Genomic DNA, 25,830 nt, shown 5'->3' with positions numbered 1-25,830 from the left:
TTTCTTAGCATTAATTAATATTTATTTAATAAAATCATAAGAAAAGACTCATATAGAAAAGAGTCTTAAAAGAATAAAAAATCCAAAAAACTAATAAATTAAAATATTATTTATTAAACATACTAATAATCTCTTGCTCTGTTAGCATTGGTGTTTTTTCTACAAAATTATAATAAAGAGGTTTGCTATCTATATAAATTTGTATTGTTAGTTTACTTTCTTTTGCATCAGGGAATAATCCTGCTGATGCATAGTAAGTATTGGTTTCTTTTAAATGATAAAAAAGATGAGAGCCACAATGCTTACAAAATGCTCGTTCTCCCCATAAAGATGAATCATAGCGTGTTATATTTTCTTCACCTTCAATCCTCAAATCTGATTTACAATCAATTGAAAAACCAGGACCACCATTCCAACGCAAACACATACTACAATGACAAACACTGAGCGCAGATATATCTTGTGCTGTCGATAGTTTAACTTTACCGCATAAACATTGACCTTGATGCATTATAACTCTCCTTTTCGTTAAATCATGCACTAACCATTTAAGATTATACGCATGATTTAATTAATAAAATAAACACAACACAAGCTAAAACATGACTTACACACTTGTATTGTTAGTTTGTTTTTTCGGCGGTAATGGTGAGAAATACCCGATTAATAAAATCAATATTGCAACACCAATAAAGGCCAATGCTCTCAGCAATCCACTACTTAATGATGTATCAATTAGGAAGAGTTTAGCGATAACCACAGCCAATAGTACACCACCAATAAACCATTGTGAGCGTGACTTCTTACGTGTCGCCATTACCATAGTCACTAATGCCGTAATCGCCCAAATAATGGCTAATACTGTTTGGATCACTTTGGAATTAATGATTGCATAACTCGACCAATCAATATCTGTTGCAAAGACTAACCCTCTTAATAAAATACCGTTTGCCCACCAGAAAATCATAGCAGGAATAATGTAATTAAATACCGGTAAGTTATTCTGCAATAATGCTTGATACTTAGGTGACTGTTTTATTACTGAAATAAATTTATAGCCAACCCATATTCCAACAATACCCATTAGATCCATCAAGTTAAATAATGGAATAAATTTAATTCCACCTTCAGTACCGTTATTAAAGTTCGCAAAGATTAAAGAAAGTGCCAGTAATCCTAAAGCCGGTAAAGTAACTAACCAATAAGTATTTTGGTACTCTTTTATCCAATTAACTCCCATTGCTAACATATAGCTTATTGCAATAAATAAACTTATAGCAAGAATAACGCTTGCAAAATGTAAGCTCACATAAAGGTACGTAACATCCAGCAACCAAATAATTTCAGTAAATAAGAAAATACCAATAAAGACAAGATGCATAATATGGATCAACGCTTTATTGATCCTTTGTTTCGGCAATAACGTATTTACTTTAAGCAAGTAGAAACCACTTGCAAAAATTGCAATCCAGATAATCGCACTTAACCAATTATCAATTAGCGAACCTGCGAGATAGATGTAGACCAACATAATAAGTGCTGACATTGGCCATAATAAAATAGAGCAACTTGCCAACTCAGAAAATAGGGTTTTCTTACCCGCAAAGAACATGCCCCAACAGCTAATAAGAATAAATGCAAAGGTAATGGATTTTACCTCTGGATAGAGCCAATATTCGCCATACTCTTGTAAAAGTAAAACGCTATATCCCCAACTTACAACAGAGATAAATAGTGCTACATATCCAATAGTTTGATTATCAATATTAGTAAACTTAGCTCGATACCACAGTACTGCAACAGCAAATACAGCGATTACTTGTATTACGATCATTAGCCAATCACCTAACAAGGTAACAGGCATGTTGAACAATAAAATAAAGGAAACTGCAACTAAAAGAGTCCCTGCAATAGCGGGTTTCTTTTGCTGCTGTAAAACAGAAAATGCAAGGATCATCACCCCTTCAATAGCCCATACAATCGATGTCCATTCAGCAGAGAATGCAAATGGTACAGCTAAAGTGGCAAAAGTAGCAGAGAGCATAAAGAAGGCAATCGCCAGCAATTTACCCTCTTCACGATAACGCTTAAGCACAAACCAACTTAGTGCGAAATATGCTAATCCACAAAGCGATGAAGCAATAGCAACGCCATATTCCCATTCTGAAGCTAATCGATGTTGGAAGATAAAACCAATTAATGGTGTACCAAATAGTAATGTGGCATCAAAAGAAATATTAAGTTTCAGTTTGTTTTTTAATGTTGAAAGCTCCGTTGCAACACCAAAAATCAACCAATTTGCAATTAAAAATAGCTGGCAAGGTAAATAATCGGCATGAGTGTAATTAGGTATCGCCCATATAAAACCAATACCAAAAGTAAAAGCAAAACCAATAAGATTTAATAAACGCCAAACTTGCCAATGACTGATAATAAGAATGCCAATTGAAAGGATAAGATAATAGCTAAACAACCCAACATAATTGTTATCACCAGTAGACAATAAAACAGGTGCTAAATAACCGCCAAGCGAGGCTAATATAGCTAAACTAATGGCTCGATGAATAACTGCCAAACTTACACTGACCAAGCAGATAAACACCATAATCGCGAGAGCAATACCAATAGGAATAAAATCATAAATTTTAGTTGCGGCAAAAATAGTAATATAAAACCCACCAATGCCACCACCTTGCAAAATTAATGCATATATCAAGTTTTTCTTTCTAAGCCACCAGCCAATACCTAATAAGGCCAAGCATCCTGTTCCAGCCATCATTAAGCGTGTTGATGCTGAGATAAGCTCATTCTCAATACTGTATTTAAGTAAATAAGACAGACCAAAAAAGAGCAATAACATCCCTATTTTAGCCAGCGGATTTCCTGTTACTACCCAATTCCAAATAAGTCCCAAAATCGATTTCTGTTGACGTTTTGGGCGAGAATTTAAAGCAGGTCTATATTGCGATGCTGGTCTATTTGATTGAGGTGTAGCACTTTTTAAATGACCTGTTTCAGATCCCGCAAGGCTAGCACTTGCCACATTTGCTCTATTTTCCACACGTGGTTCTGATACAGGTTCAATAGATGTTTGTTTCGCTTCTTTTTGATAATGATGAGCAAAACGACTCGTTGCTACCTTAGGTTGATAAGATTCAGGCTCTTTAGGTGTAGGAACTGTTGATATTTCTGTCTTATTAGATTGTTTGTTTTCAAGGTTAATATCATTAACCATAGAAGATTGAACAACTGGTTTTTCTTCTTTAGGAGAAACTTTATTAAATGCCGTTTCTTGTGATGCTTGTGCGCGTTGATATGCTGGCGTTTCTTTGCTCTCCGCCTTATTTTGCACATGCTCTGTTGTCTTAGTAGGTTCAACTGTTTTAGGGTCAACGGTTTTGGGTTGATAAGTTGAATCGGTTGAAACTGTTGGTTGAGGCTCTCTTTTTATATCATGAGATAAATCCTTAACTTCGCTTTTCTGAGCGTCACACTCTGTGAGAATATCCACAGTTTTGTCTTTATTTAATAACTTAAATAATTTCTCTTGTTGCTCAATAAGTTTTTCTTCAAGCTGTTTAATTCGATACAGCAATGAATTGCTATTTGTATAAGAGTGGTATTGCCAATACAAAGACACCACGACAAATATTGTAACGATGAGCACCAAAAAGTCGTCCATAAACCTAATCCTTTTGCATTAAGCATCATATGGTTTTAATCTCTTAACCTTAGTTATACTTTAATTTTCACAGATTTATCTTAGTTTATTCCTAAATAACCTATTTCGAGAACTCTTGATTTAAACCTAGCACATAATTTCGAAAAAAAGGTATGATCGGTAACCTATCTTAATCTTCCATTTATATCGCAAAACACACTCATAATATGAAATTAAATGACGAATTAACTAACGCTATCGCTTCTGTAACAGAAGCTGCAGCTATTGCAGCAATGCCTTGGATTGGAAAACAAAATAAAAATGCAGCAGATGATGCCGCTGTCAGTGCTATGCGTGAACGTTTGAATAGCCTAAATATCAATGGTGAAATTGTCATTGGTGAAGGTGAAATAGATGAAGCACCTATGCTTTATATTGGCGAAAAAGTCGGTAATGGGAAAGGCGATAAAATAGAAATTGCTGTTGACCCAATTGACGGTACTCGTATGGTAGCAACAGGTGAAAATAATTCCCTAGCAATTTTAGCTGCTGGCTTTGAAGGCAGTTTTTTACAAGCTCCCGACATGTATATGGAAAAATTAATTGTTGGTAAGCAAGCTGCCGGCGTGATTGACCTTAACCATTGTCTTGAATATAACCTTGATGCTATTGCACAAACATTAAATAAATCTATTGAGCAATTAACTCTCGCTATTTTAGATAAACCACGTCACCACGATATTATTAAAGACCTACGCGCTAAAGGCATTAATGTTATTACACTTCCTGATGGTGATGTTTTAGCCTCTTTATATGCCACAATGCCTAATAACAGTATTGATGTTATGTACGGCATTGGTGGAGCACCTGAAGGTGTTATTAGTGCTGCGATTGCTAAGGCATTAGGCGGTGATATGCAAGCACGTTTAATTACTCGTGATATCGCAAAAGGAAACAGTGCAGAAAATAGAGAATATGCCGTCTCTGAAATTGCTCGTTGTCATAAAATGGGGACTGATGTAAATACCAAATTGTCATTAGACACATTAGTACGTAACCAAGATGTTATGTTTGCAGCAACCGCAATTACTGCTGGTGATTTCTTATCGGGTGTTAATCAACAAACCCAATACCTACAAACACACTCTTTAGTGATTAATGGTTCAACACATTCATTACGTTATATTGAGAATTACCATTTACGTTAATACCTCAATTTGTCTTTCTTTCCTTGAGACATAAAAAAAGCGGTACTCGATTAAAGTGCCGCTAAATTTATTTCAAGGGGTATATTTATTGTTATTTATTCACTTCAGATTTAAGCCAATAAATTGGCTGGATTCTCAACACATAATTTTTTGATAATAGATTTATCAATGCCACGCTGAGCCAATAATGAAAGGAATACATTAGGAACAAATCCCCAACCATTTCCCCCATTTTTTGCCCACATCTGTTTTAAGAACACATCATGGCTTAATACGATTTGGCTACCATAACCTCTTTCAATTAAGCTTGCGACAGCTTCTACGGTATCCATAACACTTGGTGCAGCCCCTTCTTTAGGGAAAGAGATATCGAGGCCAATCATATCGAACTCAAGCCAAACACCACGATCTAACATTTTGCATTGATAATCAATATCTTTGCCTGATGGATCAGAGTGTGCCAATGAAATCTTAGCGGGATTACATCCCATTTCAGTTAATAGAATATCTAAAACTTCATCACCACGACGCTGCCAACCCGGCATATGAATATTCATCGATGCATGAGGATTACTATTTTGTGCAATAGCAGCTGCTCTTAAGCTATTTTTCTCACCATCAGTAAAGAAGGGAGAAACACCAATTTCACCAATCATACCTGCACGAATGTCAGTACCATCGATACCTACATTCAATTCATCATCAATGATTTTTGCCATTGCATCAATATCATCAGCTAGTCGTTTTCCTTCAAACTTCTCAATATAAAGCCCGGAAGAAGCCACAACGTTAATGCCTGTTATCTCTGCAACTTGTCTTAGTTTTCTAATATCACGTCCAATAGATGAAGAGCCAGTTGCATCAACAATTGTTCTTCCACCTAACTCTTTGAAGTTATTTAATTCAAAAATAACATCTTCGATTGGTTTCTTATCCATATTATCGCAGCAGCAATATGGATCGTATTTAAGCCCCCACTGAATATCTGCACTCACTTTTTTATCAACTAACACGTGCGAGAATTCATAAAAAGGTTCATCAACAACACCTGAGAGATCATTAAAGAGGTGTTCATGGGGCAATGTTAGCCCCATATCTTCTTTTTTCACGGGGCCAGTTACGGTTTGAATATAACCTTTCATTACGATACTCCTACGCTTTTACTGACTTAGTGGCTCTGAATTCAGGGATTGTGGTTACAATCGCACCTACTAGCGCAAATAATGTACCGATGATTGTCACTAAATAAACGGTATTGCCTAATGAAGGTAATAATAAGTCAATTAATACAGAACCTAATAATTGACCCGCTGTTGAAGCAACTCCTAACATCAGCAAGCCTAAACCACGAACTAAAATAGCCATTAATGCGATAGACATGAGTCCTAAAGGACCACCTAAATACATCCACCAAGTACCTGGTAATTCAAGAGTGATATGGCCTAATGCCATACGAACAATAAGAGCAATGGTTAAAACAGTGAAGCCAACAATAAAGTTCCAAGTAATAGACACCATCATAGAACCGGTTGCTTCTGCAACTTTAGAGTTACCTGCTGGCTGCCAACCGGCTAATAAACCTGCGAGGAAAGGTAAGATTGCTAGATAGATAAATGAGGTTGAGTGCCATTGTGGAGAAACCACAAATAAAGTTGCAACAACGGCTAATACTGCACCTAATACACGATATGGCGTGAAATATTTTTTCTCATCAACACCAACACCAAAGCGGTCACACAATAAGCCTGATAATAAGAGTGCTGAGATTAATGCTGTTTGGAATGTTGCGATCCCTAATGCGCTTGCAGAAGCCCCTTCAGAGAAAACAACCATTGCACCACAAAGACCTGCAAACCAGTTCCATAATGGAATTTTGCGCGTTTTAATTAAACTTGGAATTGAAGCAAATTGCTGGCGATACTGTTTTTTCGACATGATGATAAAAAACATCACCACTAAACCACTGGCAAAAGAAATAACTGCGCTCGCGTTACCATCTTTTAAAACATGCCCTAACTGCCCATTCACCGCAGACTGCATTGGTGATAGCATACCTGCTAACACAGTTGCTAACATCAGCAATGGTGTTGATAAATTTTTTGTACTCATAAGATGTTCCTTTTGGATTATTGGCTATGAGTGATTTCTTTTTTTATTTTTCAAGTAATCGGTTTTTTATTAGCGCAGAGCGGCAACTCTGCGCTTTTTTACTTTTTATGACAGTTATTCTTAATGCAAATTAACGGGCAATTTGTTTAAGAATGTTGACCCACATATCTGCATAATGAGGCCATGCTAAGAATTCTTTACTACCCCAGTGAGGAGAACAGTCACTCATAAAGCAGCCCGTTTTCCCTTTTTCAAATTGACCAAATACCAACAATGGATCTTCGCCAATATTCAATACCGTCTCTGTATTCTCTTTAGCTGAAACTTTGTTATAGCCAAGGAACATAGGCCATTCACCAAAACCTTTTACTGATGCATGCTGAGCATTCACAGCACTTGCAAATACACCTTCAGGCGCTTCAACACGATCGTCACCATCCAGCATTTCGACAGGCAGAACTTCTGCAAGTAATGTGTTTTTGTAGTTTGCTTTAGCTTCAATACCCATAAATGACAGGTAACCACCAATCATTAATAAACCACCGCCATTAACTACAAACTCTTTAATTAACCCTAATGCGTTAGGAATAACTTTCATGTTATAGAAAGTATCGTTTTGCAGAAGGAACGTATTTGCACCAATGTCACTAATGACAATGACATCGTATTTAGCTAATGCTTCAGCCGTTTGTGGGAATGCAACCTGAACGGTATGAGCAGGCATATAATCAACTTCAACACCCTTTTCTCTTAAGCAACTTAATAAGAACGTTGAACCTTCTTCATATTTGCTGGAAGTGAAACTGTCGTAGCCTTTGGAGTGGATCATATGAATATGCCATGACTCACCAATAAATAAGATTTTCATTTTTATTCCTCTTTCAAAAAAGATTATTTATTCAGGGGATTGGGTGACAATCTGTGAATATGTTGTTTGATTGATGCGATGCATGACATTAATATCTTCAGGCATTTCTGAAGCATTACTCGTCTCAACAGCTAATGATGAAAAAGCTGATGCATAGCGTAACGCATAAGAAAACTGCTTTCCTTTTGCCAACGAGGCAGCGAGCGCACCATTAAAAGCATCACCTGCCCCTGCTGTATTTTTTACAACTGCCGGATATGCCGGCGAGTAAATATACTTATATCCGTCATAAGCTAACGAACCTTTACTACCCAGCGTAATAACCACCTTATTTACGCCTTGCTGATAAATAGAAACCGCAGCATTTTTTGCGGACTCTAAATCAAGTACTTCTATTCCAGATAATAAACTCGCTTCCGTTTCATTAGGTGTTAATACATCTATCATTGGAAGTAATTCATTAACTATTTTGTTATAAGGTGCTGGATTAAGAATAATAGGAATATTATTCTCATTTCCAATAGCAATAATTTCCTTTAATGCTTCAATATTTGTTTCTAATTGTAGTAAAATTATATCTGCATCAATAATTTTATCTTTCTGTATTTTTACTTCATCAGCAGAAATATCCATATTAGAACCAGAGTAAATAGAAATAATATTCTCCCCACTCTCTTCCGAAACAAAAATAGAAGCTGTTCCTGTTTGGTAATTTTCAGTTTGATATATCGTTGATGTTTTTATTCTTGATGACGATATAAAATTAACTGCATAATCACTAAATTGATCAGTGCCTATCTTAGTAATAAAATGTACCTGCGCATCAGCATAACTCGCAGCCAGTGCTTGGTTACAGCCTTTACCTCCTGGTGAGAAGATAAATTTATTCGATAATAAGGATTCCCCGGCTTCTGGCAATCTAGGAAGATAGCTAATCATATCAACATTAAATGACCCCAGTACGCACACCTTATTTATTGCCGTCTTGTTTGCTAAATCGTTTTTATCAATTTGATCATTACATTCTAGAAATTGTATAATTTCTTTCTTAGCTACTTTGTCTAATGTTTCAAATTCTATAAAAGCGCCACCATGGCATCTTTTTATAATTCCCTTTTCTGCTAGTGTATTTAAATCTGATCGTATTGTTTCTTTGGTAACATTAAGTTCTTTAGCCAAAACAGAAACTTTTACTGCACCATTACCTTTGATCAGATTAATTATTTTCTTATGACGTTCTGCTTTCATTTAATGTTACCTCTATGGCAACAACTTTAGTTTATTAGTTGTTATTGGATTGTGATTACAATCATATGTTATTTATTAAAAGCAAAAAAAAGCAGAAATACAAAAATAAAAAACAAAAAGAAACAGAAATAAACAATGAAAACCGTAAGATTATTTAATAAATAAATTTGAGATTTATTCATTTTTTATAAAAAATAGAGTTATTAAATAACGTAACCTTAACTTATTTAGTATAAATAAATTTAATATTACTTTTTACCTATCCTCAGGAAATAATATTAAAATTCCACATACAAGAATAAAATTTACTTTTATAAATAAGACATTACAAAAAAATCACTTTATATTTCTGTAAAATAATCGTAATAATGCTTAAATAAAACACAATCTAATTGAATCGAGCAATGCATTAATTATTTTTATCATCTCTGATTTTTAGTCAGAATTTACCATAAAGGAATTCTAATCATTAAACACCAAAGAAAACGATACCCTTTTGACAAAGGACGTAAATTACTTAAGTAATGCAAAAGCAATGCTTAAAACATACTCATTTTTCATCTTTCATTTTTGTGATCTAAGTAACATTTAGTTAGATAAAAAAGTCATCACCTTTGTCTATTTAGTTCACATGTAAGTCAATCTTTGAATTCATATTGTAAATCAAGAATGGTTTTTATCTATTTTCTATACCATCTATAAATATGATTTGTTTTTTTAACCACTTTATTCACAGTAATTACATCTAAAATAAGAATAAATGCAGATAATAATGTCAATAAAAATAAATATATCGATATTTTAAACTATTTGTTTTTGTCAAAAAGTCTTTTTATCAGAAACATTTAGACATACTTCTTTCCTCGCACTTTGCCTATTTTAGACTTAAATTTATTCATACCGTCAGACACAACATAAATACCTGACAAAAGCACAATATAAAATAAGGATATATCAATGAAAATAAAATCACTTATCGCAATCTCATTATTAAGCGCTAGCTTTTCTCTTTTCGCTGCAGAGAGTTCAACACCATCTACCAATATTCAAACTCAAGGTGTTATTCAGGCTCAAAAAGAGCTTAATGATTATGAAAAAATCATGATAGAAAAAGTCTGGGTAACGACAGATGCTATCGATGAAAAAGGTAATAAAACAACTGCAGATAATGCGCAAGTAACCAATTATTTTGGCCTTGCTGAATACTACCCTAATGGCACGTTTATTATGTTTACACCTGAAGGTAAACAAAAAATGCAAGGTGACTGGTCAATCTCAGATGATGGAAAAATACGTACCTTAGTTGCGAAAGATACTGAAGGCAAAACGCTCTTCACCCGAGATGTAGAAAATATCACGGTTAAAAATGACGAGTATACCTATCGTATTTATCCAAATGCGGATGATCGTAATACCTATTTTGATATTATTCATCACGTTAAAAAATAAACTTAATGCGTTGTTTTACCTGCAAATTAACCCTACTAAATTAGTCCTGCTTAATAAATAAAAAAGGGTTGCTTATTTTTATAAGTAACCCTCACTTTATTTTTATAACCTACTTGTCATTTCACTGAAATTAATCAAATTATTAAAGTATGGTCTGAGATTGCCCTTCAATCCAATAAATCACTTTATGCGCTTCTTCTGGTGTGGGTACTTCCAATTTACTCAACATGCGTTCCATTACTTTAACTGGCACAGCTTCATTTCGTGCATTATTTTGCCTCTGCCATTGCGCATAAGGAACTTCAATATAAACCAAGGTGACTTTAGCATTATAGCGATAAAATAAAGAGATAAGCTGATCTCGCATTTTTCGCGTAATATTGGTGGCATTCCAAACAAAAGGTTTATGCTCTCGTAAATAAATACGGGCTTGTTCTTTTGCTTGCTGAGCTATCCAACCATTAGCATCTCTATTATCAGGTTTAATATTATGCTGGCGACGGAGATCATCTAAACTCACAATCGGAATATCAGCACAATGTTGGCGAATAAAGGTATCTTTTCCCATACCCGGTAATCCACATAACACCGTAACCTCACTTCCTTTTTCCGGATAAGGCTCATAATTGCAATCAGTACTATTCTCTGTATAAAAATAGTGAAAACGAGCATCATCTGAAGTAAATGGAGCGACTCTACGCCAACAATTTAACTCTTCGCAATAAAGTGTAAATAGCGCAATTTTATCAAAAAGTGCCTTCTTATCTTCACAATCTCGCCCTAAAACATCAGCTTTAGCCAATAATGCCAATAAATAACAATCTACTCTTAATGATGCAGCAAGCAGCGCTTTTTTAGGATCAGGTTTATCCATCACCCATAGCGGTAATCCGTGAAAACGAACTAAAGCCGCGATCTGCTCTCTATCTGCAAAATTTAAAGGCACTTTTTCATATAGAAAAAGACGCGTTGTCAATTCACCTTTACGTGCATGACCCGGTGAAACAATTCGTCCCTCTTCTTCTCGTGTTGTAGAACGCTTTTCTACATCATGAAGAAGTGCCGAGATCCATAAAATTTGCTGTTCTCTTTCAGTTAACGTTTCATATTCTGGCAATGATTTAACTGAATTGATTACTCTTTGTGTATGTATCGCCACATCACCTTCTGCATGATGAATAGGATCCTGCATAACACCTGCCATATCACTAATTTCATCATACAGTTCACAGAGGTGTTCCCATGACATTTCAGTATGTAATTTCTTATGAAGCATCATTGAGGCTCCTGTGTTTTTTCCCAAATTAAAGGGGCTCGTCGCCAATTTTTTTTCCAATGAACATCTGTTTTAACATGGTCTTTTCTAACATATTTAAAAACACGATGTGAAAAATCATCTAAAGAAAACGACTGAGCATCTCGTGTAACAATACCCTCCATTGGGCTTGGTTTTTGCGTTAAAACATCTTGTGATTCAAAAAAACTTGCCTGTTGGGCTTGTGAAACAATCATATTTTCAAAATCAGTTTTATCCTGACATTCAGGCAGTTTAATTTCTGGTACTATTGGCAGATCAAAGAGAGAAGCATAAAACTGCACTTCTTCCCAACTTAGCCATTTATCTTTATAACGAACTGCAAACACATAAAAATATTCTTCTAAGTGTGTATATTCAATAGAATGAATGGCATATAGATTTTCACCGAAAATATCTAACTCACCTAAATCGTTTTTCATCATTTGCCAACGTTGACGTAATTGAGATGTCCACGCTGATTGAGTCGGGGCTGCATGCGAGCGAGCAAAAACCCCCCATTTATTTAGGCAATTATTTTCTCCATCCAGTTTTTCTGTATGGATAAGTTGTTTTATTTGGCAAATATCCTGCCACCATTGCGCATTTATACGATCGTCATTTGTTATGCCTGGTGAAAAAGGATAGTGATAGGTTCTATCATATTTTTGTGATTGATTATTCATGATTTAATACTCATTAAGTAACAGAAGGTCTACCAAATTTAAAGAGAAATTCGGTAAGTCAATTTTTCTGTATTTGCACTATTCCTTCAGTGCCTTAATGCGTATTACATAATAACAACCTACAATAAAGAGAGAGAGAAAATAAGGAGATGGTTATATTAACCTCAAGCTGAATAGAGTGCTAGATAAATAACTTTTTTATCTCTTATATTACTTTTTTGCCTAATTTTAACATCAAATATCGGAGGAAACATGTACAACGATCTCCAAGGAAAAGTAGCTGTTGTTACAGGTTCATCAAGAGGTATTGGTGCTGCTGTTGTATCTCGATTAATCGCTGAAGGAATGAATGTCGTAATTAATTATCATTCTAATGAAAAAGAGGCCCAATGCCTTGCAACTGATTTAAATAAATTAAATTCAGGTAAAGCAATTATTTTTGGGGGTGACATTAGTAACGAGGATATTGCTCATAATCTTATTTATTGCGCTATAAACCATTTTGGTAAGCTAGATCTTCTTATTAATAACGCAGGTATTGAAACACAAACACCTTCTCACGCTGTTGATTTAGCTGACTGGCGTAAAATTATCGATGTAAATTTAACAAGCTATTTTCTCACTGCCCGCTCTGCATTAAAATATTTTGTAGAAAATAACATTCAAGGCAATATCATTAATATGTCGTCTGTTCATGAGATTATCCCTTGGCCAACATTTGCAAGTTATGCCGCAAGTAAAGGTGGTGTAAGAATGCTGACTCAATCTCTTGCTCTTGAATATGCAAGCCACGGCATTAGAATTAATTCGATTGGCCCAGGAGCAATAAATACGCCTATCAATCAAGAAAAAATGCAAGACGATACTCTTCGTGAAGAATTAGAAAATATGATCCCGATGAGATATGCAGCTGAACCAGAAATGGTTGCTAACGTTGCCGCATGGTTAGCATCAGAACAATCAACCTATATTACAGGACAGACCATTTTTATTGATGGTGGAATGACCCTTTACTCTTCTTTTCAAGGCGGTAAGGGTTAAGACTAACGAGTAATAAAACACCCACTTTTTGGTTATTAAAATGACTAAGAAGTGGGGGTGTGATGATTTATTCTTTTTCTAAATAAATAAAAACATTTTCAGAGTTGATTAAATTTTCAGGAAGAATAAAAGAAATATCTGAAATAAATGGCATATCTAATTTTTGAGTTCCTGTTGAAATAGATACTCCCGCCTTTAGCCACGCATCAGCAACTAATTCTGTACAATAAACACCTTGCTTCGGGTAAATACTAAAATTTTCACCCACTCGTTCTAATGCAGTTTGCACTGCAATCTCTCTTGCTTCTTTACTTCCTTTTACTTGGTAAAAACGAACTGAATTAAGCTTTGCTCGAGTAATGAAAAATTCAAGACTATCCACAGTAACACCATCTTTTATATTATTATGTTCACTGGGTGTTGAATGGATCACTTGAATGCCGTTATCAGAGATCCACAGCATACCTACGTGGCTAAACCCGCTTTTATCAACTTGTTTAATTATCTCACTAATAACTTCATCCCCATCCCGAAAAACCAAATCACCGTTCTTTAAGTCATGAGGCAAAGCGAGTGCATAAAATGCACCCACTAAGAATAAAGCGAAAATATTAAAAGTGCGAACAATCACTTGATGGCAACTTTCCATTTACCATCGACATTAATCATCTCTTGTGCTTGATTTTTTTCCACACCATCTTTTAATACAGTTTTTAATGTCACAATTGCACTATTTTTATCTTCACTGTATTCAATACTGATAACTTCAACTTTACTCAAGCCACCTTGCTTTTTAACTTGTTTTCCAGTCTCTTCTACAATCATTTTAAATTTGCTATTAAATTGTTCAGCTCTTGGATCTCCTTCCATATCACCTAAGTGAATTAATGAAATGACTTTATCCCCATTCCCTTCAGCAACTGCTTCAACAAATGCAACTGCAGCCTGCCCTGGATCATCCGTTTTATCACCACAAGCTGATAATGCCATGACTGTAAATATTAAAAACAGAGAACCTACAATTTTCTTTAACATAATTCACCATCATCATAAAAAGTTATTTTGGCCAAAAAAATCTTATATAAAATATTTTCCATATTAGAATATAAGGTAGCAAATACATTATTTAAAATTAATTTAATAAAGAGAGCTAACTTCGCCTTTCTTATCGATAAATTATACGTGATAAAAATAGATTTCGGCATATTTTTATATCACTCACTATTTGTGAGGGGCGATTAAATGAAGTTTAATTAGTTTTGCAACATATTATAAAAAGAGTAACTCTATTTATCACAGAGAACTTACTAGTTACACAATGAAAGTAATTTATTTTTTTATCCTTTATAATCAATAGATAATAAAGAATTCATCTCTACTTTTTGACTTTTTACTTTCATTTTAATGAATATAATTAAGAGCAAGTGTTAATAAGAATAAATTTTATTATTTTTGTAATAACCTTAAAATAAAATTATTCTCTATTTATTGCTGTAACCACTTTAATTTTTACTAAATATAATGTATTTCATCTTAATTTATCTAATTAACAAACATCATTTAAATTAATATTTCATAGAGAATATCAATTTAATATTACAAATAACAATATTACAACAACCAAACAGACTAAAAAACAATTCTATTTGTTTTCACAATATATCATAGCATGTTATTGCCTAATATTTGGGTCTTTCGCCTATAACACATTGCAAAAAAATACAAACAAACACTAGAAAAATTGTGATCACATACACCTTTTTGCATCATTAATGCTATTTAAGACAAATAGAAACTGCTTTTTTATCAACAAATAGGTAATCTAGCGGTCTGATTTTGATGACCAAACATGAATAGTTAAAAGGATATTTTATGTTTACTTCACAGCTCATGCTGGTCGGTTATGTGTTGTTGGTAAGTCCATGTGGAAATGATTCTTGTGATGCAGTTCCTGTTACAGAAACAATTTATACTAAAGACGAATGCACAACACGGCTTAACTACTTAAAACAAAAAAGACCGGACCTTATTATTTTCTGTGGAGAAGTCTTGAGAGATCCTGAAGTTACTGATGAAAACCCTTATCTCACCCCACCAGATAGTGCAGACGATGTTTTCAAAATTAAGTAATTAATTTATTCTTAATTTTATGATTAAGATAAAATACAATTTAATTTGTTTTCTTTTTACGATATACTCTTTGTACTTGAATATGTAAGGACACGTATTAGGAGTCACTAATGTCTATTGCGAAACGTACCAAAGATAAACGCATTGCGTTAGGTTTAACACAATCAGAACTTGCTACTTTAGCAAGCACAACGCAGCAATCCATAGAACAGCTAGAAAGTGGTAAAACTAAACGTCCCCGTTTTTTACCTGAATTAGCAAAAGCATTAAATTGTGATTTAGCTTGGCTACTCGAAGGTAAAGAACAACCCAATGTGAATTCTGAAATTCCACCAGAGGATGAATGGCAACCAGTAAGTGAATGGGACAGTAATACCCCTTTAGGTACTGATGAAGTGGAAATTCCCTATTTTAAAAGTATCGAACTCGCAGCGGGTGACGGTTGTTGTACTAACGAAGATCATAATGGATATAAATTGAGATTTTCAAAAAGCACATTACGCCGTTATGGCGCATCTTCTCAGAACGTTATTTGCTTTTCTGTTTATGGCGATAGTATGTCACCTGTTATTCCAAATGGCTCAACAGTTACGGTTGATACAGGTAACACACGCATTGTTGATGGTGGCATTTATGCTATCGAACAAGATGCCTTATTTAGAATAAAGCTGCTCTACCGTCAACCGGGCGGTAAATTGATTATACGTAGCTATAATAAAGACGAGTTTCCTGATGAATCTGCGGAAACTGATTCTGTAAAAATTATGGGCCGTATTATCCATTGGTCAGTAATGGCATGGTAATCAATAAGCAAGGCAATAATTTCATAGTATAGAATTTTCAATAACAACTTGTCCTTTAGATAATAAAACCGTTTTATCTGCTAGTGCTCTGATTTCACGAGGCTCATGAGTAACCATGATCATCGTTATTTCCTTAGATTTTAAGGAAACAATTAAATCCCAAAGCTGATAACGTGTTTCCCAATCCAAACTCGAAAAAGGTTCATCCAGTAGTAAAAGTTTGGGTTGGCTAATAAGAGCTCTAGCCAATGCGACGCGTTGTTGCTCCCCTCCTGATATTTGATGAGGATAACGTGCCGCGAGATGCGCAATTCCCATTTGTTCTAATATCGCCGTTTCTCTCTCCTTGCTTCGTTTCTGTTTTGCACCATATTGTGCTAGCCATAAATTTTGTGTCACCGTCATAAACGGAAATAAATAAAGCCGTTGATTTAAATATCGACAAGAACGTAACCACACTGGTTGTTTATTTATATTTTTATCTGCAAGATAGATATCACCAGAGTATGATGTATATCCAGCAATCGCATTTAAAAGCGTTGTTTTACCACTTCCAGATGTACCACTTATTCCTAAGCATGTTCCTTTCTCTACGTTCAGCGAAACATCTTTTAATATACCCGTTGTTAATGAACGAATTTCTAGCATGATCTTTTCCTTTCTCGCTGCAAACGATGTAACGCAAATAGTAAAGTAATCGCGATAGCGATAAGAACAAGTGCACAACCTATTGCCAGAGTGAAGTCTCCGCTGGCGATATTTAAATAAATTGCCATAGGTAACGTTTCTGTTTTTAATCTTGTTGCACCAGCTAACATTAATGTAGCGCCAAATTCACCTAAAGCTCTAGAAAATGCAATGATACTTCCACTCATTAAAGCTGGCCAACATAGAGGGATCTCAATCAGGAAAAATGTTTTTGTTGGCGTTAATCCTAGATTTTGTGCAGTTTGAATATAAGCAGGATCAACAGATTTAAAAGCAGAGAGACTATTTCTCATAATAATCGCGCTAGCGACATAAGTTTGGGCAATAATAATACCCAATGGTGAAAAGAGAGAGCGAGATAATTCAGGGAAAACTCCTGTTAAAGGCCCTTGATTTCCTAACAATAATAATAATCCGATACCGATAACTAATGGAGGAGTCACCAAGGGTAAATCTAATAATGCATCAATAAAACGATGTCCTTTAAAAGGAATTCTTGCCATCGCCCATGCTGCTGGCACACCTAGGATAATAGCCAGACATAAAGAAGTTAACGCTGTACTAAGTGACATACCAATAGCAAAATGGAATTCAGGATCAGTAATAACTTGCCTCAATTCAACATAAGAAAGCTGGCATATTAGTGCAATTAGCGATCCTAAGATCAGAAATAACAACAAAAAAAGTGGAATTAATGCCCATCGAAACACGTTATTTCCTTTTTAAGATAGATATTTATTTTGCTGTAATAATGAAAAAAGCCACCAGTGAGTTGGTGGCGAAAAAACACAATTTATGTGAGAAAAAATCTATGGTTTCAAAATTACAGGAAGAAAACCATAATCAGTAAAAGCCTTTATCCCTTCAGCACGCGTAAAATAATCAGCAAGTAATTGTGCTTCTTTTGGGCTTGCTGATGTTTTTAAAACAGCAAGTGTTGCCACTTCTTCTGGACTGCCTTCAGGAACTGGAAGTAAAACAAGTTTATCTTGGTTTTTCATTGCATCTGCATATCCAATAATGGCGGCATCCACTTCCCCATTTAATAAATATATAAGCAATTGTTTAATCGTTGCTGTGCGCACAACAACCTTATTACGTAATTTATCACCTTGACCTGACGCATCAATGAGTTGCTCGCCACTTTTTCCTAGTGCGATAGCTTTAGCATCACCCATTCCTAGTTTTAATGAGCTATTAGCAAGATCTTCTAGTGTTTTAATATCACCCGCTTTATCTTTACGCACAGCAATAACTGGAATATGACGAACAATAGAATACTGATTAACGACTTGTCCTTCTTTATCTAACTTTTCAACATAATCTTGTGAACCAGGAAAGAATAAATCCCCCTGCTTAGTTAAATTAAAGCGTGTTAATATTTGACCTGAACCGCCATATTCAATAGTGACTTTATTTCCTGTCTCTTTTTCAAATACACTTACAACTTGCTCTACGGGTTGTTTTAACCCAGCTCCAGCATAAAGATGAAGCTCGGCTGCAAATGTATTATGACAAATTAATCCTAATGCTAGTCCTAAACCAGCAAGCAATTGGCATTTCATAAAAGTGGAGACCCTAATTATCGCTATATAATTTTTTATATAATGAATGATATAACTGTTTAAGGCAAGAGACCCATATAAAAAAAAAGAAAAATGTTAACAACTTATCATTTTTATCTTTTTCTTTATGTGTAAGCTTTACAAAAGAAACTACTCAAAATAAATGCTTCAAATATTTTATTTTTATCAGAGATAAGTAGATATTAAACTAGCGGTTTGCCGACAAATCCTCGCTTTCACGAGGATTTTATTACTAATAATCTAGCTCTAATAATGCCAATGCTGTCACTTCATCAATCACAATATCAGTGGCGTAACCTCCTTTTATCGCCCCTATTGTTGCTTGAATATTTTCCACGCCACCTGCAATAAAAAGTCGCTGTGCTATTTGTCTTAACTGAGCAAGGCTTATGCCCATAATCCTAAGATCAATATCAGAAACTAAAGGATTGCCTTGCGCATCATAAAAACGCCCACAAATTACACCCACAGCACCCAAATCGCGATATTGAGCCATTTCACTGCTCGTTAAAACCCCTGTTGTAATCAGAGGATTGTCATCACATGTATTACCCACAACAAACAGAGCTTTATTACACTGATTTAGTGCTGAAAAATTACGCCTAATAATAGGCTCCGCTTGAAGTTCCATTGCTAGGCGTGCACTAGATACCACCGCAGGTACATGTAAATTAATACTGCAGCCTGATAACTTGTTTGCGATTAACGCGGCTGCTTCTGTTGTTTTAAAATCCGGCTGTGGTGCCACTGCACCTATCATTTGTAGTACTGTAATATTTTTTAATGACTTGGGTGGAAGATAATTACCCAATTTATAAATTGTTCGTCCCCAAGCAACACCTAAAATATCATCGTCATTAATTATCTGAGAAAGATACATCGCTCCTGCTTTCGCTAATCTTTCTCTGTTCATATTTAAAGTATGTTGCGATTTATTCTTTTCTTCATCAGGTAAAATAAGCACATTATTAAGATCGAATTTTGCTTTTATTCTTATGGCATAATCAATCGTAGAAAATACTGATGAATCCAAGTTAATATTTACGAATCCTTTTTCTCTAGCTAGATGCAAATATTTCACTACAGTGACACGAGAAACACCCATTATATTTGCAACTTCACTTTGGCTGAGTCCGTCCTGATAGTAAAGCCATGCAGCATAGAGAACGGGATCATTATCAAATAAACTCGCGTTTTTTAGCGAATTATTATCCATTTTAAACCCCACAAATTTTTATAAATCTTATGACTAATTAATTTATTTTATATTAGAGATATTATTGAAGATAAAAATGTCTTTGGCAAAATTAAGCCTTATAACACAAATAGATACATTTCATTAATCTACTAATAATATCGGCACCCTGATATTTTTCTTTACTACAAGAACCTTATAATACGTAAAAAGCCCTTAATAATGCCGTAAACAGTTCATATCGAGAAAGTTTTTTTTGAAAATGCTGTTTTATTTTGCTAAAAATAAAAATATTAGCTTTAAGTTTTAAAAAGTTTTATTTTGATAAAATTAAAATCACCCAATCCTTATTGTTGCTATGAAAAATCAAATTAATTTTAACAGGAAAAATAATGATAATTGCATACTCCACGGCACCAAATGAAAAAATCGCTAATGAAATTGCTCACTACCTCATCAATGCGAAACTTGCCGCTTGTGTAAGTTTAATCCCTCAAGTCAAATCTATTTATCATTGGAATAATGAAATTATTGAAGATAATGAAATACTTATGATGATAAAATCTGAAAAGAGCAAACAGCAAAACTTAATTGATACTCTTGTCGAAATACATCCTTACGATACTCCTGAAGTAATTATAGTACCGATTGAAAATGGTTTTAAAGGTTATATTAATTGGATCCAGACATCCTTGAATTAAAACAATGTTAAATTTCTAGTGAGACCTCTTTTCTAATATTTTTTCAAAAAAATGATAATAAGTTGTAAATAAAATTATCTTATATCATCTCAATTATTAGACAAATAACTCTTTGTAAATGTTAAATTAAATTTCTTATTTAAAATAATACAGGTATTTTAAATATACTTTACAATAAAAATAATTTTGATTTTAGCCAATAATAATACAGATGGTTAATTAAATAATAAACCGAAGATTATTAATTTTGTTGGCATGAGTATATTTTAAATATATATAGGCTAAATAGCTTTTAATGCTAAATTAATAAACTTACCAACATCTTATTCTTTTTATTTTCTGTTATAATAAACAGGCTTTCTCTAAATTAAATGCAAAAAGGAGTGAGTTGTGAAAACAAACAGAGTCGCAAGACGTATTTTAGGTTTACCTTATAATTTAAGTCGGTCTAAAAGGAAAGTGCGTTTTTCCATTATTGCCTCTACAAACGCTGAAAATATACCTGCTGAGTTAAAAAACGCAGCTAAAGTCTGTTTAAAACAGGATTTCAGAAAGAAAGCAGAGCACAAACGTGTCTATATGAAGTTAGTAGATGCTTATCCAGAGTATCTTGCAACCAATTAATATAGTTATACGTCAACACTATTTGATAAATATTTTTGTATTCAGTTTATATACTTAAAATATTAAAAATAGCATATCCCTTACATTACGTAAGGGATATTAGTATTCTAGGCTAGTTTATTTTTCCACTATTTATAAAGCTCTTTTCTTATATTTATAAGTACAACTTCTGCGATTGAAGGCTCAATTTCATCAGGCAATGTGCTTAGTTGAAATGCATTCTCAATATTCTTGATAAGAGTTTTACTACGTTCTAATAATTCATCATAGCTAAACTGACCAGCTTTAATTGCTAATAACTCATCTCGGTTATCACACCAAACCTTCACTTTTCCTTCTTGTGCGATCCCTAATGCAATATAGAGTAATCTAAAGGTATGCATCATATTTTTACTGTCGTAACTTCGCCCATGATCGATATTTTGTTGGTAACGAACATTATTACGTTGCTCAACCCACTGCCAATATTCATGATATTGTTTTCGATATGCGCTATAACCTTCTTTATTAAAACTAAGATAACCTTCTAGTTTTGCTATTTTAGAAATACTACTTAGCAATACATCATTAGCACTTTCTTTTTTTATTATTCCTTGATAAGTCGCTTTATCATCATAATAAATTGCATAAATATCTTGAGCATGGGCAAGTTTTGTTAATCCAATATGTTCTTGTTTCCAATGTCGATTCTCTAACCAAGTATTGATTAAAATTGTTTTTCCGTCTTCAATCACATAACAAAAGTCGAGAATAGTTTTTAATTTTTTTTCGACCGGATTGACGATTTTTTTGTTTAACCCTTGCGCTTTTTTAATCTGACCCTGTGCATAGTGCACAAATGTTTGAACGCAAGTTTTAGATAGAAACCATTCTGGTTTTATTAATGACATTAAAGGATGCCGATAAATAACCATATCTTCAGGTGAATTAAGTAGTTCTAAGATATTAGGATTAGATGCACACAATAGTTCTATAAATCGTCCTAGTTCATAATAAACGATATCATTGGTTTCATTGCTGACTTGTGGCGTGTATTCCAACCCATAAAAAAGATCTTTAGGAAGATAAAATATGCCTTTAATATCCGTATCTGATGTTTCCGTCGCAAGGTTATGAGAACGACTTCCAGCGATACTTTCAAATAAAAGGTAAGGTTTTATATCTTCAATGGTCAGTTTCATCTAATTTTTTCCTAAACCAATTATTTAAAATATCATTATCTGGCACTGTTCTTTTTACCAATTGAACATTTGTCTCTTGCCATAAAGAAATCACTAAATATTGCATCGCATCTGTTGGGATCCAAGTAAAATGCTCATCTTTATCTGATTTAAATTCTACTAGCTCTTTGATGGCTTTTTGTTCTTCAACAGTTAAAATCTTTATCAGCTTATCCAATTCCATTGGTGGAATATCACTTGTTTTTACTGTCCAATAAGCAGATAAAAGAGAACGTAGCATATAAAACCATTTTTTTAACTTTATTGGTTCTGCACTAATTTCATTTTTTGCATTATTTTCAGAAGAATTTCCGCTCACAACTTTAGCAATTCCTCGGTAATGATGAACAATCACCTTAGGCTGAAAATAGAGTTTTGCAAGCTCAAATAACTCTTTTTGGACATTAGGATATTGTTGATAAATTATCGGTGATTGGAGCCACTCTAATAATATACAGTTCGATTTACGTAATAAATGCAATGCTTTGGTAATATCCCAAGCACCAACATCAAACCAACTGTTTTCTATCCATTCAAAGGTTTCTTTAGGTTTATCGATAGAAAGATAGGCATTGCGAGGACGTATAAAAATACCTCTCACGTCATAATCACTGTCTGTTGAGGCAAATCCCCAAGCTCGGCTACCGCTTTCCGCAACATAAAGTAATTTAACTTGATGCTCTTGTTCTATTTGCGGTAATTTTTTTAATATCTCATTATGCATGATGTCCTTATCTCCTTATTTGTGACTTTTTTCACTAATTTACATCTCAACGCTAATATTCTATGGTTATAACACAGACATAAGCCAAGACAAACTTAGTCAAATTCTCATTTTACCCATGTGTAATTAGGTGATTTATAAATTAAAATGATAACCTCACAACAAGCACAAGATATCGTTCTTAATCACTGCCATTCATCACCTTGTGGTGAGCGGTTTGCTATTTATTTTTGTGAGTTATCGCCTAAGCAAGACTTTTGGATAATCCGTTGTAACTCTGAGCGTTATGTTATTTATAATCAACTAGAGCATTGTTATATTGGTGTAAATGCTTATTTAGTGAATACCTTTACGGGTAAAATTAATATCGTTGGCAGTGGGGAAAGTGTCGAGGATTTTCTGCAAGATATCTACGATGCCAAAGCTGCTGGCAGTCAGTTTTATCTTCTTCGCCCTACCTTTTCTAAGGAAAACAAAATCGCATTACTTAATTTAAAATAATGGTTAGGATACGAATATACCGATACCATTAATTTACTCACCATTAATAGAAATTGGTTTACTGGTAAACGCCGCTATTTACAACATATACAGATATTATTAAATAAGAGAGATATTAACACAGAAATTATTTTAGCGGATAAAACTGAAGGTATAGTTATTATTGATAATAGTACATGGTTTGAAGAGGATATAAAAAAAGAATTAAGGAAGGTTATTAGGAATAAGAATTCATGCTAATGAATTTAATTACTATTATTTCTAATATATTAAGTTTATTAGGTATAATACCAAATATTATTTTTCGTTATTTATCGCCATAATATTTTAGAAGCCACCAGTAACTTACTGATGGCTCTTGGTTTTTTAACCTTTGTCAACTATTGCTGATAAACGTTATTTTATTCCCACTCAATCGTTGCAGGTGGTTTACCACTGATATCATAAACAACGCGGGAAATCCCGCCCACTTCATTGATAATACGGTTAGAAACGCGACCTAAGAAGTCATATGGTAAATGTGCCCAATGCGCTGTCATAAAGTCCACAGTTTCAACTGCACGTAATGAAACAACCCAATCATATTTACGACCGTCGCCCATAACACCCACTGAACGTACAGGTAAGAACACGGTAAATGCTTGGCTTACTTTGTTATATAAATCAGCTTTATGCAGTTCTTCGATAAAGATAGCATCAGCACGACGTAATAAATCACAGTACTCTTTTTTGATCTCACCTAATACGCGAACCCCTAAACCTGGGCCCGGGAATGGGTGACGATAAAGCATGTTGTATGGTAAGCCTAACTCTAAACCAATCTTACGCACTTCATCTTTAAACAGCTCTTTTAATGGCTCAACTAAGCCCAGCTTCATATCTTCTGGTAAGCCACCCACGTTATGGTGCGATTTAATTACATGAGCTTTACCTGTTGCAGATGCAGCAGACTCAATCACATCAGGATAGATAGTGCCTTGTGCTAACCATTTAACTTGTGGCTGTTTAACAGCTTCTTCATCAAAGATTTCAATGAATGTATGACCAATAATTTTGCGTTTTTTCTCAGGATCATTCTCGCCTTTTAACGCAGTTAAGAAACGCTCTTCCGCTTCAACATGGATAATATTTAGGTCAAATTTACCTTTAAACATTTCCATGACTTGTTCTGCTTCATTCAGACGCAATAAGCCGTTATCAACAAATACACATGTTAAACGTTTACCAATCGCACGGTTTAACAATAATGCAGTTACTGATGAGTCAACTCCGCCTGATAACGCTAAAATAACGTGATCATCACCAATTTGCTCTTTTAAACGAGCAACCGTGTCTTCAATAATTGCGGCAGAAGTCCACAGCGCATCACAACCACAGATATCTAAAACAAAACGTTTTAAAATCGCTAAACCTTGATGGGTATGTGTAACTTCAGGGTGGAATTGAACACCATAAAAACGTTTTTCTTCATTCGCCATGATAGCAAATGGGCAAGTTTCTGTGCTCGCTACTGTTACAAAATCTGATGGAATAGCAGTAACTTTGTCACCGTGGCTCATCCATACATCTAATAATGGTTTACCATCTTCACTAACAGAATCTTGAATATCACGGAACAGTGCGCAAGTTTCACGAATTTCAACTTGTGAATAACCGAATTCACGCTCACCAGAAACTTCGACGTCGCCACCTAATTGCATCGACATCGTTTGCATACCATAACAAATTCCTAATACAGGAACGCCTGCATTGAATACGTATTCTGGTGCGCGAGGGCTGTTGTCTTCAGTAGTACTTTCAGGGCCACCAGACAGAATAATACCATTAGGATTAAATTCACGAATTTGTTCTTCTGTAACATCCCATGCCCAGAGTTCACAATAAACGCCGATTTCACGAATACGACGAGCAATAAGCTGCGTATACTGTGAACCGAAATCAAGGATAAGAATGCGATGATTATGGATATTTGCTGTCATTTGTGGTGAATTCCAAAACAGATAAAGTCATAAAGTTGAAAGGCTTGCTAATTTATAATCAAAACAAAGTAATAACTAAAACAAGCCTTTCTCGG

General features: G+C 34.4%; 25 protein-coding genes. 8 read left to right on the top strand and 17 right to left on the bottom strand.

Going from position 1 to position 25,830, the window contains the following annotated elements:
- Positions 1–106: 106 nt before the first annotated feature.
- Together DK857_RS05545 and DK857_RS05540 are read right to left on the bottom strand one after the other, a co-directional pair.
- Positions 107–511 carry a GFA family protein gene (locus DK857_RS05545; RefSeq protein ID WP_109393942.1) on the bottom strand — a complete coding sequence of 135 codons (405 nt, stop codon included), beginning with the start codon at positions 509–511 and terminating at the stop codon, positions 107–109.
- 96 nt (positions 512–607) lie between these two features.
- On the bottom strand, positions 608–3,682 hold the full coding sequence (locus tag DK857_RS05540) for a DUF2339 domain-containing protein (protein ID WP_109401747.1): 3,075 nt from the start codon (positions 3,680–3,682) through the stop codon (positions 608–610).
- A 206-nt stretch (positions 3,683–3,888) separates the two neighbouring features.
- Here DK857_RS05540 and glpX point away from each other — a divergent pair, with 206 nt between their 5' ends.
- Complete coding sequence (gene glpX, locus DK857_RS05535; protein WP_109401746.1) at positions 3,889–4,869, top strand: class II fructose-bisphosphatase; 981 nt, start codon at positions 3,889–3,891, stop codon at positions 4,867–4,869.
- A gap of 110 nt (positions 4,870–4,979) precedes the next feature.
- On the opposite strand, the gene DK857_RS05530 is transcribed toward glpX, so the two are convergent.
- The 4 genes from DK857_RS05530 to DK857_RS05515 all read right to left on the bottom strand — a co-directional run bounded on the left by DK857_RS05530 (position 4,980) and on the right by DK857_RS05515 (position 9,094).
- Positions 4,980–6,011: a methylphosphonate esterase gene (locus tag DK857_RS05530; protein WP_109401745.1), complete on the bottom strand. Its 1,032-nt coding sequence runs from the start codon at positions 6,009–6,011 to the stop codon at positions 4,980–4,982.
- A 10-nt stretch (positions 6,012–6,021) separates the two neighbouring features.
- Positions 6,022–6,978: a DMT family transporter gene (locus tag DK857_RS05525; protein ID WP_098942535.1), complete on the bottom strand. Its 957-nt coding sequence runs from the start codon at positions 6,976–6,978 to the stop codon at positions 6,022–6,024.
- A gap of 130 nt (positions 6,979–7,108) precedes the next feature.
- Positions 7,109–7,846 carry a glutamine amidotransferase gene (locus DK857_RS05520; protein ID WP_109393946.1) on the bottom strand — a complete coding sequence of 246 codons (738 nt, stop codon included), beginning with the start codon at positions 7,844–7,846 and terminating at the stop codon, positions 7,109–7,111.
- A gap of 27 nt (positions 7,847–7,873) precedes the next feature.
- On the bottom strand, positions 7,874–9,094 hold the full coding sequence (locus tag DK857_RS05515) for a PfkB family carbohydrate kinase (protein ID WP_109393947.1): 1,221 nt from the start codon (positions 9,092–9,094) through the stop codon (positions 7,874–7,876).
- Positions 9,095–10,051: 957 nt separating this feature from the next.
- On the opposite strand from DK857_RS05515, the gene DK857_RS05510 reads away from it, so the two are divergent.
- The gene (locus tag DK857_RS05510) at positions 10,052–10,543 is read left to right on the top strand and encodes a DUF4822 domain-containing protein (protein ID WP_109393948.1); all 492 of its coding nucleotides are present in this window, start codon (positions 10,052–10,054) and stop codon (positions 10,541–10,543) included.
- A 142-nt stretch (positions 10,544–10,685) separates the two neighbouring features.
- Here the strand turns inward: DK857_RS05510 and DK857_RS05505 are convergent, their stop codons facing one another.
- A complete protein-coding gene (locus tag DK857_RS05505) occupies positions 10,686–11,822 on the bottom strand; it encodes an AAA family ATPase (protein WP_109393949.1) in 1,137 nt (378 codons plus the stop codon).
- On the bottom strand, positions 11,819–12,523 hold the full coding sequence (locus DK857_RS05500) for an RNA ligase family protein (RefSeq protein WP_109401744.1): 705 nt from the start codon (positions 12,521–12,523) through the stop codon (positions 11,819–11,821). The genes DK857_RS05505 and DK857_RS05500 overlap by 4 nt, the downstream gene beginning before the upstream one ends.
- Before the next feature lie 252 nt (positions 12,524–12,775).
- Here DK857_RS05500 and DK857_RS05495 point away from each other — a divergent pair, with 252 nt between their 5' ends.
- Positions 12,776–13,564: a glucose 1-dehydrogenase gene (locus DK857_RS05495; protein ID WP_109393951.1), complete on the top strand. Its 789-nt coding sequence runs from the start codon at positions 12,776–12,778 to the stop codon at positions 13,562–13,564.
- A 67-nt stretch (positions 13,565–13,631) separates the two neighbouring features.
- Here the strand turns inward: DK857_RS05495 and DK857_RS05490 are convergent, their stop codons facing one another.
- Positions 13,632–14,213 (bottom strand): YiiX/YebB-like N1pC/P60 family cysteine hydrolase, encoded by a 582-nt coding sequence (locus DK857_RS05490; RefSeq protein ID WP_109393952.1) that lies wholly within the window; start codon positions 14,211–14,213, stop codon positions 13,632–13,634.
- Complete coding sequence (locus tag DK857_RS05485) at positions 14,192–14,599, bottom strand: DUF4878 domain-containing protein (protein WP_109393953.1); 408 nt, start codon at positions 14,597–14,599, stop codon at positions 14,192–14,194. Before DK857_RS05485 ends, DK857_RS05490 begins: the two co-directional genes overlap by 22 nt.
- Before the next feature lie 837 nt (positions 14,600–15,436).
- Between DK857_RS05485 and DK857_RS05480 the strand changes: the two genes are divergently transcribed.
- Entirely contained in the window at positions 15,437–15,694 is a 258-nt protein-coding gene (locus tag DK857_RS05480; RefSeq protein WP_006532995.1) for a hypothetical protein, read from the top strand.
- Positions 15,695–15,804: 110 nt separating this feature from the next.
- Positions 15,805–16,497, top strand: coding sequence for an XRE family transcriptional regulator (locus DK857_RS05475; protein WP_109401743.1), 693 nt, complete (start codon positions 15,805–15,807; stop codon positions 16,495–16,497).
- A 21-nt stretch (positions 16,498–16,518) separates the two neighbouring features.
- Here the strand turns inward: DK857_RS05475 and DK857_RS05470 are convergent, their stop codons facing one another.
- The 4 genes from DK857_RS05470 to DK857_RS05455 form a co-directional block, all read right to left on the bottom strand.
- The gene (locus DK857_RS05470) at positions 16,519–17,145 is read right to left on the bottom strand and encodes an ABC transporter ATP-binding protein (protein WP_109401742.1); all 627 of its coding nucleotides are present in this window, start codon (positions 17,143–17,145) and stop codon (positions 16,519–16,521) included.
- Positions 17,139–17,915, bottom strand: coding sequence for an ABC transporter permease (locus DK857_RS05465; protein ID WP_109401741.1), 777 nt, complete (start codon positions 17,913–17,915; stop codon positions 17,139–17,141). The genes DK857_RS05470 and DK857_RS05465 overlap by 7 nt, the downstream gene beginning before the upstream one ends.
- Before the next feature lie 99 nt (positions 17,916–18,014).
- Positions 18,015–18,770 (bottom strand): molybdate ABC transporter substrate-binding protein, encoded by a 756-nt coding sequence (modA, locus tag DK857_RS05460; RefSeq protein WP_109393957.1) that lies wholly within the window; start codon positions 18,768–18,770, stop codon positions 18,015–18,017.
- 253 nt (positions 18,771–19,023) lie between these two features.
- Entirely contained in the window at positions 19,024–20,007 is a 984-nt protein-coding gene (locus tag DK857_RS05455; protein WP_109401740.1) for a sugar-binding transcriptional regulator, read from the bottom strand.
- Positions 20,008–20,378: 371 nt separating this feature from the next.
- Between DK857_RS05455 and cutA the strand changes: the two genes are divergently transcribed.
- The gene (gene cutA / locus DK857_RS05450) at positions 20,379–20,687 is read left to right on the top strand and encodes a divalent-cation tolerance protein CutA (RefSeq protein ID WP_109393959.1); all 309 of its coding nucleotides are present in this window, start codon (positions 20,379–20,381) and stop codon (positions 20,685–20,687) included.
- Positions 20,688–21,077: 390 nt separating this feature from the next.
- On the top strand, positions 21,078–21,311 hold the full coding sequence (gene sra, locus DK857_RS05445; RefSeq protein ID WP_109393960.1) for a stationary-phase-induced ribosome-associated protein: 234 nt from the start codon (positions 21,078–21,080) through the stop codon (positions 21,309–21,311).
- 128 nt (positions 21,312–21,439) lie between these two features.
- On the opposite strand, the gene DK857_RS05440 is transcribed toward sra, so the two are convergent.
- Together DK857_RS05440 and DK857_RS05435 are read right to left on the bottom strand one after the other, a co-directional pair.
- A complete protein-coding gene (locus DK857_RS05440) occupies positions 21,440–22,492 on the bottom strand; it encodes a DNA polymerase beta superfamily protein (RefSeq protein ID WP_109393961.1) in 1,053 nt (350 codons plus the stop codon).
- A complete protein-coding gene (locus DK857_RS05435; protein ID WP_109401739.1) occupies positions 22,476–23,255 on the bottom strand; it encodes a nucleotidyltransferase domain-containing protein in 780 nt (259 codons plus the stop codon). The genes DK857_RS05440 and DK857_RS05435 overlap by 17 nt, the downstream gene beginning before the upstream one ends.
- 147 nt (positions 23,256–23,402) lie before the next feature.
- Here DK857_RS05435 and DK857_RS05430 point away from each other — a divergent pair, with 147 nt between their 5' ends.
- Positions 23,403–23,756, top strand: a complete 354-nt coding sequence (locus tag DK857_RS05430) for a hypothetical protein (protein ID WP_109401738.1) — start codon at positions 23,403–23,405, stop codon at positions 23,754–23,756.
- Positions 23,757–24,157: 401 nt separating this feature from the next.
- On the opposite strand, the gene guaA is transcribed toward DK857_RS05430, so the two are convergent.
- Positions 24,158–25,735, bottom strand: coding sequence for a glutamine-hydrolyzing GMP synthase (guaA, locus tag DK857_RS05425; protein WP_109393964.1), 1,578 nt, complete (start codon positions 25,733–25,735; stop codon positions 24,158–24,160).
- Positions 25,736–25,830: the final 95 nt, after the last annotated feature.

The organism is Proteus terrae, from assembly GCF_003144325.1.
GTDB lineage: Bacteria > Pseudomonadota > Gammaproteobacteria > Enterobacterales > Enterobacteriaceae > Proteus > Proteus terrae.
The sequence above is the reverse complement of the archived record's forward strand: the minus strand, read 5'-3'. Positions and strand labels throughout refer to the sequence as shown.

Bases quoted from the DNA above. Each gene is read 5' to 3' on its own strand.
- DK857_RS05455 (WP_109401740.1), bottom strand. From the start codon at position 20,007: ATGGATAATAATTCGCTAAAAAACGCGAGTTTATTTGATAATGATCCC.
- DK857_RS05530 (WP_109401745.1), bottom strand. From the start codon at position 6,011: ATGAAAGGTTATATTCAAACCGTAACTGGCCCCGTGAAAAAAGAAGAT.
- cutA (WP_109393959.1), top strand. From the start codon at position 20,379: ATGATAATTGCATACTCCACGGCACCAAATGAAAAAATCGCTAATGAA.
- guaA (WP_109393964.1), bottom strand. From the start codon at position 25,735: ATGACAGCAAATATCCATAATCATCGCATTCTTATCCTTGATTTCGGT.
- modA (WP_109393957.1), bottom strand. From the start codon at position 18,770: ATGAAATGCCAATTGCTTGCTGGTTTAGGACTAGCATTAGGATTAATT.
- DK857_RS05485 (WP_109393953.1), bottom strand. From the start codon at position 14,599: ATGTTAAAGAAAATTGTAGGTTCTCTGTTTTTAATATTTACAGTCATG.
- DK857_RS05505 (WP_109393949.1), bottom strand. From the start codon at position 11,822: ATGATGCTTCATAAGAAATTACATACTGAAATGTCATGGGAACACCTC.
- DK857_RS05495 (WP_109393951.1), top strand. From the start codon at position 12,776: ATGTACAACGATCTCCAAGGAAAAGTAGCTGTTGTTACAGGTTCATCA.
- DK857_RS05440 (WP_109393961.1), bottom strand. From the start codon at position 22,492: ATGAAACTGACCATTGAAGATATAAAACCTTACCTTTTATTTGAAAGT.
- DK857_RS05480 (WP_006532995.1), top strand. From the start codon at position 15,437: ATGTTTACTTCACAGCTCATGCTGGTCGGTTATGTGTTGTTGGTAAGT.
- DK857_RS05520 (WP_109393946.1), bottom strand. From the start codon at position 7,846: ATGAAAATCTTATTTATTGGTGAGTCATGGCATATTCATATGATCCAC.
- DK857_RS05545 (WP_109393942.1), bottom strand. From the start codon at position 511: ATGCATCAAGGTCAATGTTTATGCGGTAAAGTTAAACTATCGACAGCA.
- DK857_RS05540 (WP_109401747.1), bottom strand. From the start codon at position 3,682: ATGGACGACTTTTTGGTGCTCATCGTTACAATATTTGTCGTGGTGTCT.
- DK857_RS05470 (WP_109401742.1), bottom strand. From the start codon at position 17,145: ATGCTAGAAATTCGTTCATTAACAACGGGTATATTAAAAGATGTTTCG.
- DK857_RS05430 (WP_109401738.1), top strand. From the start codon at position 23,403: ATGATAACCTCACAACAAGCACAAGATATCGTTCTTAATCACTGCCAT.
- DK857_RS05500 (WP_109401744.1), bottom strand. From the start codon at position 12,523: ATGAATAATCAATCACAAAAATATGATAGAACCTATCACTATCCTTTT.
- DK857_RS05490 (WP_109393952.1), bottom strand. From the start codon at position 14,213: ATGGAAAGTTGCCATCAAGTGATTGTTCGCACTTTTAATATTTTCGCT.
- DK857_RS05525 (WP_098942535.1), bottom strand. From the start codon at position 6,978: ATGAGTACAAAAAATTTATCAACACCATTGCTGATGTTAGCAACTGTG.
- DK857_RS05475 (WP_109401743.1), top strand. From the start codon at position 15,805: ATGTCTATTGCGAAACGTACCAAAGATAAACGCATTGCGTTAGGTTTA.
- DK857_RS05435 (WP_109401739.1), bottom strand. From the start codon at position 23,255: ATGCATAATGAGATATTAAAAAAATTACCGCAAATAGAACAAGAGCAT.
- DK857_RS05515 (WP_109393947.1), bottom strand. From the start codon at position 9,094: ATGAAAGCAGAACGTCATAAGAAAATAATTAATCTGATCAAAGGTAAT.
- glpX (WP_109401746.1), top strand. From the start codon at position 3,889: ATGAAATTAAATGACGAATTAACTAACGCTATCGCTTCTGTAACAGAA.
- DK857_RS05510 (WP_109393948.1), top strand. From the start codon at position 10,052: ATGAAAATAAAATCACTTATCGCAATCTCATTATTAAGCGCTAGCTTT.